The 13,521-nt window shown below is 69.4% G+C and carries 14 protein-coding genes; 10 read left to right on the forward strand and 4 right to left on the reverse strand.

Going from position 1 to position 13,521, the window contains the following annotated elements; all coding sequences use genetic code 11:
• Positions 1-269 precede the first annotated feature (269 nt).
• The gene (locus tag ACFMRZ_RS33065; protein ID WP_280273706.1) at positions 270-413 is read left to right on the forward strand and encodes a hypothetical protein; all 144 of its coding nucleotides are present in this window, start codon (positions 270-272) and stop codon (positions 411-413) included.
• On the opposite strand, the gene ACFMRZ_RS33070 is transcribed toward ACFMRZ_RS33065, so the two are convergent.
• Both ACFMRZ_RS33070 and ACFMRZ_RS33075 read right to left on the reverse strand, forming a co-directional pair.
• Positions 391-1,968 (reverse strand): GMC oxidoreductase, encoded by a 1,578-nt coding sequence (locus tag ACFMRZ_RS33070; RefSeq protein ID WP_400182137.1) that lies wholly within the window; start codon positions 1,966-1,968, stop codon positions 391-393. The two genes, ACFMRZ_RS33065 and ACFMRZ_RS33070, sit on opposite strands and share 23 nt — an antisense overlap.
• Before the next feature lie 172 nt (positions 1,969-2,140).
• The gene (locus ACFMRZ_RS33075) at positions 2,141-2,689 is read right to left on the reverse strand and encodes a hypothetical protein (RefSeq protein WP_400182138.1); all 549 of its coding nucleotides are present in this window, start codon (positions 2,687-2,689) and stop codon (positions 2,141-2,143) included.
• Between the two features lie 311 nt (positions 2,690-3,000).
• On the opposite strand from ACFMRZ_RS33075, the gene ACFMRZ_RS33080 reads away from it, so the two are divergent.
• From ACFMRZ_RS33080 to ACFMRZ_RS33120, 9 genes are read left to right on the forward strand one after another with little or no spacing between them, the layout of a single operon-like run.
• Positions 3,001-3,837 carry an ABC transporter permease gene (locus tag ACFMRZ_RS33080; RefSeq protein WP_280368067.1) on the forward strand — a complete coding sequence of 279 codons (837 nt, stop codon included), beginning with the start codon at positions 3,001-3,003 and terminating at the stop codon, positions 3,835-3,837.
• Positions 3,837-4,691 (forward strand): MlaE family ABC transporter permease, encoded by an 855-nt coding sequence (locus ACFMRZ_RS33085; protein WP_400182140.1) that lies wholly within the window; start codon positions 3,837-3,839, stop codon positions 4,689-4,691. The genes ACFMRZ_RS33080 and ACFMRZ_RS33085 overlap by 1 nt, the downstream gene beginning before the upstream one ends.
• A gap of 6 nt (positions 4,692-4,697) precedes the next feature.
• The gene (locus ACFMRZ_RS33090) at positions 4,698-5,732 is read left to right on the forward strand and encodes an MlaD family protein (protein WP_400182142.1); all 1,035 of its coding nucleotides are present in this window, start codon (positions 4,698-4,700) and stop codon (positions 5,730-5,732) included.
• Positions 5,729-6,736 carry an MlaD family protein gene (locus ACFMRZ_RS33095; protein ID WP_400182143.1) on the forward strand — a complete coding sequence of 336 codons (1,008 nt, stop codon included), beginning with the start codon at positions 5,729-5,731 and terminating at the stop codon, positions 6,734-6,736. Before ACFMRZ_RS33090 ends, ACFMRZ_RS33095 begins: the two co-directional genes overlap by 4 nt.
• Positions 6,724-7,779, forward strand: coding sequence for an MlaD family protein (locus ACFMRZ_RS33100; protein ID WP_400182144.1), 1,056 nt, complete (start codon positions 6,724-6,726; stop codon positions 7,777-7,779). The genes ACFMRZ_RS33095 and ACFMRZ_RS33100 overlap by 13 nt, the downstream gene beginning before the upstream one ends.
• Positions 7,779-8,903, forward strand: a complete 1,125-nt coding sequence (locus tag ACFMRZ_RS33105; protein WP_280368041.1) for an MlaD family protein — start codon at positions 7,779-7,781, stop codon at positions 8,901-8,903. The genes ACFMRZ_RS33100 and ACFMRZ_RS33105 overlap by 1 nt, the downstream gene beginning before the upstream one ends.
• A 44-nt stretch (positions 8,904-8,947) precedes the next feature.
• Positions 8,948-9,970, forward strand: a complete 1,023-nt coding sequence (locus ACFMRZ_RS33110) for an MlaD family protein (protein ID WP_400182146.1) — start codon at positions 8,948-8,950, stop codon at positions 9,968-9,970.
• Positions 9,967-10,929 (forward strand): MlaD family protein, encoded by a 963-nt coding sequence (locus ACFMRZ_RS33115; RefSeq protein WP_400182147.1) that lies wholly within the window; start codon positions 9,967-9,969, stop codon positions 10,927-10,929. Before ACFMRZ_RS33110 ends, ACFMRZ_RS33115 begins: the two co-directional genes overlap by 4 nt.
• Before the next feature lie 27 nt (positions 10,930-10,956).
• Positions 10,957-11,829, forward strand: coding sequence for a hypothetical protein (locus ACFMRZ_RS33120; RefSeq protein ID WP_400182148.1), 873 nt, complete (start codon positions 10,957-10,959; stop codon positions 11,827-11,829).
• Positions 11,830-11,831: 2 nt separating this feature from the next.
• On the opposite strand, the gene ACFMRZ_RS33125 is transcribed toward ACFMRZ_RS33120, so the two are convergent.
• Both ACFMRZ_RS33125 and ACFMRZ_RS33130 read right to left on the reverse strand, forming a co-directional pair.
• Positions 11,832-12,485, reverse strand: coding sequence for a TetR/AcrR family transcriptional regulator (locus ACFMRZ_RS33125; protein WP_400182149.1), 654 nt, complete (start codon positions 12,483-12,485; stop codon positions 11,832-11,834).
• 64 nt (positions 12,486-12,549) lie between these two features.
• Positions 12,550-13,395: a 3-hydroxybutyryl-CoA dehydrogenase gene (locus tag ACFMRZ_RS33130; protein ID WP_400182150.1), complete on the reverse strand. Its 846-nt coding sequence runs from the start codon at positions 13,393-13,395 to the stop codon at positions 12,550-12,552.
• Positions 13,396-13,521 lie beyond the last annotated feature (126 nt).

Below are 13,521 nucleotides of genomic sequence, written 5' to 3' on the forward strand. Positions count from 1 at the left end.
TGGCTGAAGCCGGACGGTTGCGGGTCCGGCGGTGGGAACGTCACCGCAAAATCATTGCCCTGTAGCATCTTTCGGGCAACGGTGTTCGATCCTACGCACCCGCCGCCGGTCCCGCAGTCCGAACGGCGGACCGGCCGGATCGCCGCATCGGTGAGCGGTGTCACAGCCTTTCGAACTTCAAACCTGTTGGTACGCAACGCGGGCGGGTATCGCGACAGGTGTGGACGCAATGCGCGTCCGCGTGACGAGTCCCGAGAGGATGATCGACAATGAACACCTCTGATCCGGTGACCAGAGACCATCGACCGATTCGCGTGGCCGAGTGCTTCGGCTCCACGACCTCCGCGCACGGCGTCATGGCCGTGTGGGCGCTGCTGGTCGCCGCCGCGGCTATCGGCCTGCTGCTGCTGTGACGCCGGGGTCGCCGAGTTCGGCCAGGCGCGCGGAGATGCGCGCGTCGGTACTGACGATCGGCGACTCCTTGCCGACCCAGGGGTCGCCGCCGAAATAGGTGTGGAAGATGTGCTCCGCGGTCCGGGTCGCCAGCGCCTGGGTGGACAGGGTCGGATTCGGGCCGCCGAGCGAGTTCGGCAGGGCCGAATTGTCGGCGATGTAGAGCCGCCGGACCCAGCGCGCCTGTCCGTCGGAGTCGAGCACGGAATCGGTCGGCGAGGCGCCCATCCGCATCGACGAGTGCACGTGCAGCAGCAGCGGCGCCCAGTCCATCCGGTAGACCTTCCGCGCACCGGCCGCTCGCATGATCTCCGCGGCGCGGGTGGACATGAATTCCCGGTTCGCCAGTGTCCGCGGATCGCGTTGCCGCCGTGCGACATCGATCTTGGCGGGGGCGCCGTTCTCGTCGGCGGGGAACAGCGCGAGGCTGATCCGGTTCCGCGGTTCGACATGGTCGTCGGTGAGGACCAGGAAGTTCAGCAGATGGTCGATGCCGTCGGAGAGCAGTTCGGTCAGCTCCGCGCCGACCAGCCGCCCGGCCGGGCCGTCCCAGGGACCGAGCGGGCCGCGACCGTTGTCGTAGACGCCGCGAATGCCGCTGTCGGACAGCGACAGCGAGAACGCCTGGATGGCGGGGGTCAGCCCGACGTTCTCGATGCCGCCGTGCCGGTAATAGCCGATCAGCTCGTCGTGACCCTCGACCAATCCGTCCGGACGGTAACCGGTGAGTTCCCACGACGGTGGCCGACCCACGACGGTCCGGGCCACCGGATCGAACATCGTCATTTCCGAATGCACGGCGAAAGCCGTGCCCTCCAACAGGATTCCGCCCGCGAACCGCAGGAAGCCGCTGGCCGAGCCGCGCAGGGGCCCGGGCAGTCCGCCGTCGATCAGCGAGACCAGTGCCGGCAGTGGCCGTTCGAGCAACTCGATCACCCGGCACTTGTCCGGCAGGCTCAGGCGCGCGAACGGCGACCCGAGCGGCCCGACCAGACTGCCTGGCGCGATCAGCAGCGCACCGAACGTCAGCACGAGCCCGACCAGGAGCGACAACGGCAGTGTGCGATCGGAATAGGCGAAGCCCAGCATCTGGTCCAGGGTTCGTCCCTGCTCCGGTGTCACCCCGAGCAGCGGGGGCGCGGGAATGCCGAGATCGGTCAGCCCGGCCGCGAGCGCGGCGGCCAGCGGCCTGGTCAGCTGGTCGCCGGTGGCGAGGTACTGATCGAACAGCGCGACCGTGAACTCGCCGCCACCGGCCTCGATCGGGCCCGGTCCGGGCCGCGACACGCCTTGCGCGCGGGACCATTCGTCCGGCCCCGGAAATACCATCACGCACACGCCGCGCACCGAGTCGAGGACCAACGCCTCGAATGCGCCGAGCGGGCCGGGAGACCGGGCGCCGACCGGCGCGGGCGCCGCCGCCCCGCCGAGGCTCGCGGTGGCCGCGAAACCCGCCGCGTACCGCAGGAAGTCGCGGCGACCGGCCGCCGTGAATGCCGTTTCCTCGTCCGACATGGTGACTCCTGATCGCACCGAGGATGAATTGCTGTGCGATCCAGGGAAAGACGGTACGGGCGACGGCGCGGCGGGTTCGTCGAAATTATGTGGTGACGGTTCCCCGCGCTGCCCGCGAACTATGAAGTGCACCAAAGACTTCAGCGTCCGCGGGCAGTCCTCTCGAGGCGCGCTACGGGGTGGAGTAGCCGATCAGCGCACCCAGCCCCGCTCCGAGGGGGACGGTGACGAGGGCGCCGACGCCGCCGAGGAAGAAGCCGATCACCGCGCCGATACCGGCGCCGATGAGGGCGCCGACGCCCGCGTTGTACTGCTTGCGGGCCAGGGTGTCGGCGGCTTCGTCGATCGACTGCGCCGTCTGCGCGGTGGCCGATTGCGGTGTGAGAGTGAGGGTGCGGCCGTCGTTGTCGATGCGGGGGGTGATCCCGACCGCTCCGGCGGCGGTCTGCAGGCCCAGCGGCACGACCGCGACGGTGACGCCGGCGGCGTCGGTGAGCGCGATCGAGGCGGCGTCGGGCGCGGCGACGAACCGTCCCGACTCGACGGTGGTGGTCACGCCCAAGTGGTCCGCGGTCGGCGCGGTCGTGTAGCCGATGCCGTGATCGCTTGCCCGCACGGCGATCTCGCCCGCGGGTACCGGTTGGGCGTGGACGACCCCGGCGGTGGCGACGGTGGCGCCGATCGCGAGTAGGGCCGCGGCGGCGAACTTGTCGACTGTCATCGATTCCCCACATTCCGTCGGCAGCGTTCGTGCCGACACATCCCCTGAATGGCCGTGCCCGGCCAGACATTTCGTTCGGTCACCGAACCCGGCGACCGGATGCCGATACTACCGTCCGGGAACGACGCGCGCCTGTTCGCGAGGACGCCGCATTGTGACATCGCGGCGCTCTCGCGGCCCGCGATTGGGACACCTCCAGCGTTGACCGGATCCGGCGTCCGCCAAAGGAAATATTTCGTACCAATGAACGCCGTACCGCCCCGACGTCGAACGAAGCCGTTGTGACAGTGACCGATCCGAACCCGCCGGACATGCCGCCGCGCCGCGTGCACCCGTCCGCCGTGGCAGTGCTGCGGCGGAACTTCTCCGACACGGCGCTGTCCGCCGTACGCACCTTCGGCCGCGCGGTGGGCATCGCCGCGGAGGCGGTGCTCGGCGCGGTCGCCGACCTCGTGCGCGGCCGATTGCACTGGCGCGAGGCGATCGTGCAGGGCTGGTGGCTGGTCACGGTGACCGCGATTCCGGCGATCCTGATGGCCATCCCGTTCGGCGTCATCGTGTCGGTGCAGGTCGGCAACCTGATTCGCACGCTCGGCGCGGATTCGCTGCTGGGCGCGACCGGCGGGCTGGGGGTCATCAAACAGGGCGCGCCGCTGGCGACCGGGTTCCTGCTCGGCGGAGCGGGCGCGGCGGCCATCGCCGCGGATCTCGGCTCGCGCACCATCCGCGCGGAGATCGACGCGCTGACCACCATGGGCATCAATCCGGTGCACCGCCTGGTGATTCCGCGGATCATCGCCATGCTGGTGGTGGCGCCGCTACTGAACGTGCTGATCATCTTCGTGGGCGTGCTGGCCGGATACACCGTGGCCGTCGGTGGCCAGAACGTCACTCCGGGTAGCTACTGGACCACGTTCGGATCGTTCACCACGCTCGCCGACGTCTGGATCTCGCTGGTGAAGGCGATGATCTTCGGATTCCTGGTGGTGGTGATCGCCTGCCAGCGCGGTCTCGAGGCCGAGGGCGGGCCGCGCGGGGTGGCCGACGCGGTGAACGCGGCGGTGGTGCTGTCGGTGGTGTCGATCGTGCTGGTGAACCTGGTCATCACGCAGATCACCGCCATGTTCCTGCCGACGAGGCTGGCCTGATGACGGCATCGAGCTACGCCCCCAGGGGATTCCGTCGGCTGCGCCGCCGCCGGTTCGGCCTGCCCCGGATCGAGTCGCTCGGCTTCGTGCTGGCCTTCACCTGGCAGGTGCTCGCGGCGATTCCGCTGACGCTGCGGCGCTACGGCGCGGAGACGATGCGCGCGATCTCCAATATGACCTGGGGCGCGGGTTCGGTGATCGTGGGCGGTGGCACGGTGCCGATGATGATCGTGCTCGGCCTGGTGATGGGCGCGTCGGTGGCGATCGAATCCTTCGCCACCCTCGACATTCTCGGCATGGGCCCGGTCACCGGCATCGTGTCGGCCTACGCCATCACCCGCGAGCTGGCGCCGATCGCGGCGGCGGTCGGCTTTGCCGGTCAGGCGGGCTGCCGGATGACCGCCGAGATCGGGGCCATGCGGATCAGCGAGGAGATCGACGCGATCGAGGCGCTGGGGCTGCGTTCGGTGCCGTTCGTGGTGACGACCCGGGTGATCGCCGGAGCGGTGGCGATGGTGCCGACCTTCCTGATGGCGCTGATCCTGTCGTATCTGGCGTGCCGGGGATTGATCACGTTGGTGCACGGGCAGTCGGCGGGGGTCTACGACCACTACTTCTTCCAGTTCGTCTCCGGCTTCGACGTGGTCGCCGCGGTGCTCAAGGTGGGAATCTTCGCCACCGTGGTCATCCTGGTGCACTCCTACTACGGGTTCTTCGCCGCGGGCGGTCCCGAAGGGGTGGGGATCGCGTCGGGGCGGGCCGTGCGCGCCAGTTCGGTGGCGATCATCGCCATCGACATGGTGCTGTCGATCATGCTGTGGGGCATCGACTCCGCGGTCAGTTTCACGGGGTGAGCGCCGATGCCGAACTATGGGATTCCCGGGGTGGCCGTCGACCGGCGCCGTTCGCTGGCCGTCGGTGCGCTGGCCCTCGCGCTGGTCGTCCTGGCCGCGCTCGTGACGACGGGATATCGCGCGGTGCGGGAGGAGCCCGGCCTCCGGATCATGTTGCGCACCAGCCGCATCGGGGACGGCGTCACCGCGGGCACCGAGGTGCGGCTCGACGGTGTGCGAGTCGGCCGCGTCACCGGCATCGCACCCGGCGAGCGCGGTACCCAGAACATCGCGCTCCGACTGGATTCCGCGCGCTTACCCGGCTTGGACGCCAGCCTGCGCGTGGACTACGCGACCGGAAACCTGTTCGGTATCAGCGAGATCGAGCTGCGCCGCGGGCCCGGCGGACCGCCGCTGCGGCCGGGGACGGTGCTGAATCTGTCCGCGTCCGACGCGGTGTACGACGCCACCATGGGCAACCTGCTGCGCAGCGTGTCGCAGGTCGGTGACGCCGTGCTCACCCCGCGCATGGCGACGCTGCTCGCCACCCTGGCCGCCGACATTCGGGCGTTCACCCCGTTCCTGGAATCCGTTGTCACGTTGGCCCGCACCGTCACCGAGGTGCAGGATGTGCCGCTGTCGCTGATCCTGGGGCGCTTCGGCACCACCCTCGACGGCGGCGGCGACTTCATCGATTCCCTCGTCGACCTGCTCGACCGCGTGTACCGGATCCAGACGCTGCGCAACGATCGCGTACGCATCGACGGCGGCATCTCGATGGTGATCGATCAGCTGCTGCCCGAGGTGGCACGGGCCCTGCGCTACGCCGGGACCGGCTTCGCCGGCTACACCGACCTGGCGATACCGGTGTTGCAGGTGGTGGCGCAGGCGGTGCCCGAGCCGCGGCGGTCCGGCGCGGAGCTGCGCGAACTGATCGATCGGATGGGTGCCGTCCTGCCCGACACCCCCGACGGCCCGGTGCTGCAGACCGACGTGGACCTGCGCAATATTCCCGTGCTCGCGGCGCCGGCGGCCGCGCTCCCCGACGGAGGTGGACGATGAGGACGATGCGCGCCGCCGCCTGGCGGTTCGCCCTGTTCGCCGCGGTGATCGGGCTGTTGCTGGCCGCGATCGTCTCGGTGATCCGGCAGCCGGTGGACGGCGAAACCCGCGGGTACGCGGCGCTGTTCACCGATGTCAACGGCCTGCGCGCGGGCGACGAGGTACGGCTGCGCGGCATCGCCGTGGGCCAGGTGAGAACCATTGCGCTGCAAGGCGACAAGGCCAGGGTGGGATTCGATCTCACCACCTCGACACCGTTGTTCGACAACAGCACACTCGCCGTCCGGTACCAGAACCTGGTGGGACAGCGCTACATCGACGTGCAGCACGCGCCCGAGCCCGGCGCGCCCCTGCGTCCGGGCACGACCGTCGGCGTCGCGCACACCGTGCCCTCGTTCGATGTAACCAGCCTGTTCAACGGGTTGAAACCGGTGCTGGCCACGCTGTCGCCGGAGCGGCTCAACAAGTTCACCGAAAGCATGCTCGCCGTGATCGAGGGCAACGGCAGCGGTGTCGGCCCGGCTCTGGACGCCATCGGGGAGCTGGCCGGCTACGTCACCGACCGTCAGCAGGTCATCACCACCTTGATACGCAATATGTCCCAGATCAACGACAAGATCGGTGGCGCGTCGGCGCCGTTGATCACGCTGCTCGGCAACGCGGCCGACATCTTCGATTCCCTGCAGCGCAATGTCGTCGGCCTCATCGACTTCTCGCTCACCGCGCCGCCGGTGCTGCGCCCGGCCGACAGTCTGCTGTCCACGCTGGGTTTCACCGAGAACGACAACCCCGACATCGAAGCCGTTCTGCGCCTGCTGATCCCGGACCCGCAGCTGGTCGTCGACGTGCTGAGCCGGCTGCCCGCGGCGCTGGCCGCGCTCGACGCGTCGATACCGCGGCGCATTCCGGGCTCGTCGCCGGTGTGCAGCAAGGGAACGGCGGCCGTGCCGCGACCGTTGCAGATCCTTCTCGACGGAGGGCGGGTGTCGATATGCAACGCCTGACCCGGACGGTGCGCGGGCTCCGCTTCGGTCGCGACGAGATCAACACGCGGCGAAGGGAGTTCGGCCTCGGCGCGTTCGGCGCGGTCCTGGTGGCGCTGGCGCTGCTGGTGACCGCGGCGGTCTACGCGATCCCGTTCGGCCACACCACCTACACCGCCGAACTCGCCGAGGCGGAGACCGTGAAAGCCGGTGACGACGTGCGGCTGGCCGGTATCTCGGTGGGCACGGTCGACGCACTCGACCTGCGACCGGACAAGGTGATCATGCGGTTCACCGTGGACAGCGACGTTTTCGTCGGCAGCGAGACGACCCTGGACGTGCGGATGCTCACCCTGGTCGGCGGGCATTACGTGGCACTGTTCCCGACCGGGACGAAACCGCTTGGTAGCCGGGCGATTCCGGCCGACCACGTGCGGCTGCCGTACAGCCTCATGGAAACCTTCCAGGACGCGGTGGACCCGGTCCGCGGCATCGACGGCGGCACCCTGCGCGAAAATCTGACGGCTCTCGCCGACTCGCTCACCCAGGCGCCCGGCAGTATCCGGGACATGCTCACCGGCGCCGAGCATCTCGTCGACGTCCTGAACCGTCAGCGCACCGACGTGTCGAAGGCCATCGCTGTCGCCCAGGAATATCTCGGCGTCGTGAATCTCGGAAAAGGTCAGCTGCGCCGGATGATCGAGAAGATCACACTGCTGGAGACGCTGCTCGGGGACAAGCGGGCCGAGGTGCGTGAGGCCGTGCAGCTGCTGCGCTCGGTGTTCGGCCGCGTCGCGGCCCTGCAACCGTCCTGGGAGACGACGCTGAAACCGATGGCCCGGCAACTGGCCGACGCCATCGACGAGCTGGAGGGCATCGGCGAAAAGCTCGGCGCCCTGGTCGATTCCGTGCACGGTATCGGAGAGCACCTGACCGGACTCGTGCTGCCCGACGGCCGGGTGCAGGTCGGCGATCCGGCCGCGACCGTGGTGGCCGAACAGCCGATCGATACCGGGACACTGCTCGGGCAGATCTGCGTCCCGGTCCCCGGAAAGGCTTGCTGATGTTCCGACGACACCGGACAACGGCTCCGCACAGCGTGCTCGGTTCGCGGGCGACCATGTCGGCGGCCGGGGCGCTGGCGCTGGTCGTGGTCGCCGTGGTCGGCTATCTCGTCGTCGCGAATCCGTTGCGCGAGAAGGTGTCCTACTGCGCGCTGATGCCCGACAGCGTCGGGCTGTACCGGGGCAACCACGTCACGATGCGTGGCATTCCCGTCGGGACCGTCACGGCTGTCCGGCCCGCCGGAGACAAGGTGCGGGTCGACTTCGCCGTGGACGCCGAGCATCCGGTGCCGGCCGATGCCGCCGCGACCACGCTGTCGCGCAATGTCACCACCGACCGCGACCTGGCCGTGCTGAACAGCGGGACCGTCCTCGATCGGTGGGATCCGGCACAGTGCCTCACCCGAACGCTGACGCCGAAAAGCCTGACCGAAACCCTGCACGCCGTGGCGGAGTTGTCGAAACAGCTGCTGGGCCCCGAACCCGAGCAGAACGACGAGATCGGCCGCCTGGTCACACAATTGAACGCGGCAACAGCGGGCACCGGGCCGCAACTCAACGCCGTCATCGGCAAGCTCGGTGCCGCACTGGACCATCCCGATGCGGCCATCGGCCGGCTGTCCGGCATCATCGACAGCCTCTCGGCACTGGCCGACAGCGTCTCCACGCACTGGGGCACCATTGACGCGATGGTGCTGGGGCTGGAGCAGATCCTGCGTCAGGTCAACAACGAACTGTTCAGCGAGACCACCGTCATCATCGATCACTTCCGCCGAGTTCTGCCCATGCTCAACGACATCACCACGATGTTCGGGGATCCGATCTTCCTGCTGCTGGACGCGTCGGTGCCGCTGATCCGGTTCCTCGGCGCGCATATCGCGACATTGCGGCAGATCCTCGACATGGTTCCGGTGATCACCGGCGCGTTCACCGCGATCCTCGATCCCCGCACCGGCGCGCCCGGGCTCACCTTCGCGCCGCCGCGGGTCGCGATTCCGACGCCCGACGCGGAGAAGGTCTGTGCCGCAGTTGATCTCGTCGCGCCAGGCAGGTGTTCGGCCGCCGACGGCATGGCGAACGTCGATCTGGTGCGGATGATCCTGGCCTCGGCGGGCGCCCGATGAGGCGGGGGTTCGCCGGCCTGCGCCGAGCGGGATCGGCTGCCGCGATGGTCGCCGTATTGTCCTGCGGTGCATGCGCGTTCGATCCGGCGGAGTTGCCGCTGCCCGGGGCCGGTGTGGCCGGGTCCGGCTATCACATCCGTATCGAGTTCACCGATGTGCTGAATCTGCCCGCGCGGGCCAAGGTGATCGCCAACGGCGCACAGGTCGGCGTCGCGACGAATATCGTGCTGGCACAGCCGGAGCGGGGATCGGGCGGACACGTGGTCGTCGACGCCGAGATCGAGGACGCGGTCGAACTGCCCACCACGACGACGGCGGTACTGCGGCAGAACACGCTGCTCGGCGACATCCACATCGCGCTGACCACGCCGCCGGACGGCTTCGGGCGGCTCCTGCACGACGGCGATACCATTCCCGTCGGCCAGACCCGGCCCGCGGTCCGCGTCGAGGACACCCTGGCCGGGGTCGCGACATTCGTGCAGGGCGGCGCGATCGACCACCTCCAGGGCCTGATCACCGACCTCAACGGCGTGCTGCCGGAGGACCCGGCGCAGACCGCGCGCATCTTCCAGGTACTCGGCGCCGATGCCGCGGATCTGTCCGCCGATCTGGATCAGGTCGACCATCTGCTCAACGGCTTCACCAAGGATTCCGAGGTGATGAATCGCCGGCGCGACACACTGGCCGAGCTCCTCACCGAACCCGCCGTCGAACAGCTGTCGGCCTCCGTCGCGACCATCGTCAACGTGATCGGCGTCCTCGGCGGCATGGCTCCGGTGGCGCACGCGCTCACCTGGCTCGCCCCGGTGGCGCAGTCCGCCGACGGCGCGCTCGGGGCGATCTTCCCGCTGCTGTTCACCAGCCGGCCGCTGGATCTGCGGGCGCCGTCGAATCTCAATGCCCTGGTGGCGGTGATCCGCGACAAGATCATCCCGTTCGTCGAGCACGGGCCGAAGGTGCGGTTGCGCGGGGTGACGGTGACACCGGAGCAAGGGCCGCCGGTATCCGCCGACGATCAGGTCGAACAGATTCTGCGGACCCTGCGGATGATCGGAGTGGTGCGATGAAGGCGCGATCGGTGTTGTCCCTCGGCGCGATCGCCGTCGTGTCGGTCGTGGGCTCGGCGTATCTCGCCTTCGGTGTCGTGGGCGTAGATCCGTTCGCGGAGTACACCACCGTCACCATGCGGGTGGCCGACTCCGGTGGTCTCGCGATCGGGTCGCCGGTGCTGCTGTCCGGGATCGAGGTGGGGGAGATCGCGGCCGTCGACTCGACCGCCGCCGGTGTGCGGGTGACGATGGATATTCGCTCGGTGTACCAGGTTCCGGTCGACAGCCTCGTCACCATCGAGAATCTGTCCTGGCTCGGCGAGCCCTACGTGGAGTTCGCGCCGCGGACGCCGGGCGGGCGCAACCTGCGCGACGGGGAGGCGGTCGATACGGCGCTCGTGCGTCCGCCGCTGTCGATACCGGAGCTGGCCCGGCTGGTCACCCGGGTACTGGGCCGGATCGACCCGGCCGCCGCCAACGCCCTCGTCGACACGTTCACCGCGGCGCTGACGGGAACCGACGCGGTGGTTCCCGAGTTGTCGCGGTCCACCGGGCTGCTCGCCGCCGCCATCGCCGACCGGTCGCCCGCGGTCGGGGAACTGCTGCGCGACCTGCAGAGCATCGCGCCGGACATGGCCGACGCCGGGCCCGCGATGACGGTCGCCCGGCCGCCGCTGATCGAATTCGGCCGCCGCGTGGACGATATCGCCGAGTCGATCGGCCGTCTCTTCCGCACCGGGGACGCGCCCCGGATGTATCAGGAGGACATGGGCCTGGTGCCGTTCGTCCACCGGCTCGGCACCTGGGTCGACGAGATCGGCCCCCAGCTCGCCCCCCTGGCGCCCATGCTCCAACCCCTCGTCCAAACCGTCGTCACCGCCCTCCCGCGGGTCGACCTCAGCGCCCTCATCTCCGCCGCCCTCGCCGCCACCGACCCCGCCGACGGCGCCATCCACCTACGCATAGCCCTCAACTAACCTCCGACCGCGCAAAGGATCCCACCCATGCCCCCGGAACCCAACCCCCGCAACGCAATTCCCGACGCCGCGCCAGACCGGTCAACCCTGGACCGCATTCTCGCCGAGACGGGCAACGCCACCTCGCAAGCCCCGGAGACCGCCGCCTCGGAAGGGTTCGCCGCGGTCGCCGCCGAACTCGGTGGTGCGAGTACGCCGCACGAGGGCATGCCGGACCCGCACAACGCGGGGACCGGCGACGAGCCCGTAGAGGCTGCCGTCGATCCGAACGCTGCGACATCGGTAGCCGCGGGTGACAGTAAAACGCTTGGGCAACAAGGCATCTCAGAGGTGGGGGAGGAACAGGCTGGGGAGGGTGGTCGGTCCGGGGACGGGGTGCGGAGCGTGTCGGTGCCGTTGTCGGCGATTGTTGTGGGGGCCGGGGTGCTGGTGTTGGTGGCCGGGCTGGCGGTGGCGTGTTTCGGGTGGTGGTCGGCTCGGGACGAGGTGGAGGGGATGCGGTCGGGGGCGGCGGGGGAGCGGCATGCCGAGCAGGTGGCCACGGACTATGCGGTGGGGGCGTCGACCATCGATCACCAGAATGTCGCGGCGTGGGTGAGCAAGCTCAAGGCCAACACCAGCCCGCAGCTGGCGAACAAATTCGACGCCACCGCACCGAAATTGGAGGAGATCCTGCTGCCGCTGAAGTGGACCTCCACGGCCGTGCCGATCGCGGCGAAGGTCGCTTCGGTGTCGGGTGGCGTATACAAGGTCAACGTCTTCGTCGACGTCACCTCCACCAATGCCCAGAACCCCAAGGGCGGGCAGATGACGGTCACCTACAACGTCACCGTGGACAGCAACGGCGGCTGGCAGATCACCGACGTCGGCGGACTCGACGGCGCCCTGCCCACCCGCTGACCTCACCCCGGCACGGCGAACAGCCGCACCAGCACCTCCACCGCCGACTGCTCCACCTCGGGTAGCTCCTCCGGGAACCCCGCGCTGATCGGCCCCAGCACCAGCTCCTCGATCGCACCCACCGCCGCCGTGAACATCGCGCCCGGCGCCGGGGGCCAGTCGGGGTGCACCGCCCGCGCCCGAATGTGCCACTCCCGGAGGATGTCCGCGATCCGCTGATAACCGACATTGCGCAGCGCCAGCCCGAGTTCGCCCATGCCCGGCAGCTCGATGATCAGGCACCGCGTGAATTCCGGTTCGGCGGAACATAATTCGAGGTATCCGCGAATGCTCCGCCGCAGCTCGTCCAGCGGGTCGCTCCGCTCCGCGGGCGATTCCAGCGCGGCGAACACCACCTCGGCGCCGGCCAGCGCGGCGTCCAGGAAGCACTGCTGCTTGTCGGTGAAGTGCTGGTAGAACTCGCGACGCGAAACCCGCGCTCGCGCAACGATATCCGCGACGGTGGTGGCGGCGTACCCCTTCTCCGCCACCGCCGAGATCACCCCGCGCAGCAGCCGCGACCGCTGCTCCTCACGGGCCTGTGCGGCCGGGAGGCTGCTGCGCCCCCGCGGTAACCCCGGCTTCGACGCGTCGTAGACGCCCGACAACTGCGTCACACCAACGCCTCCCACCACCTAGCCGACGACCAGCCATTCTATGCGCCGGAAACCGGCCCCCGGATCAGTAGGTGTAGAACCCGCGCCCGGTCTTGCGGCCCAGATACCCCGCCTCGACCATGCGGCGCAGCAGCACCGGCGGGGCGTACTGCGATTCGCCGAACTCCTGGTAGAGCGATTCCGCCACGGCGAGCGTGACATCCAGGCCGATGGTGTCGGTCAGGCGCAGCGGGCCCATCGGGTGGGCGCAGCCCGACACCATGCCCTCGTCGATGTCCTCGGCGCTGGCGAAGCCGGTCTCGAACATGCGGATCGCCGCGCACAGGTAGGGAATGAGCAGCGCGTTGACGATGAAACCGGCCTGGTCCTTGGATTCGATGGTGCGCTTGCCCAGCACGTCTCGGGCGTAGGCGGTCACCGAATCGGCCACGGCCCGTTCGGTTTTCAGCGTGACCACGATCTCGACCAGCGGCAGCACCGGCACCGGGTTGAAGAAATGCAGGCCGACCACGCGGCCGGGCCGGGTGGTGGCGTTGGCCAGCCGGATCACCGGGATGGAGGAGGTGTTGGTGGCGAGGATGGTCTCGGGGGAGACGATGGCGTCGAGCTTGCCGAAGAACTCGGCCTTCAGCTCCTCGATCTCCGGGGCCGCCTCGATCACCAGTTCCCGGTCGGCGAAGTCGTCGATCGTGACGGTGAGCGTGATGCGGGCCCGCGCCGCGTCGGCGTCGGCCTGCTCCAGCCGACCGGACTTCACCGCCCGCGCCAGCGACTTCTCCAGGCGGGCGACGGCCGCGTCCGCGGCTTCCGCGTCGCGCTCCAGCACCAGCACCTCACCGCCGGCTCGCGCGGCCACCTCGGCGATGCCCGCCCCCATCGTTCCGCCACCGATCACGCCGATCCGTTGCACGCGTCTCTCCTTCGTCCTGCGGCGTCGCACCGGCCCCCGGCGCGACAACTTTCGCTACGAGGGTCGCACAGCCCCGGCCCGCCCTGTCGCTCGGTGCGCTCGACGCCGACCTCTGATACACCGGGT

The sequence above is a fragment of the Nocardia sp. N2S4-5 genome (assembly GCF_044628355.1).
In the GTDB taxonomy this organism is placed as follows: Bacteria; Actinomycetota; Actinomycetes; order Mycobacteriales; family Mycobacteriaceae; genus Nocardia; species Nocardia wallacei_B.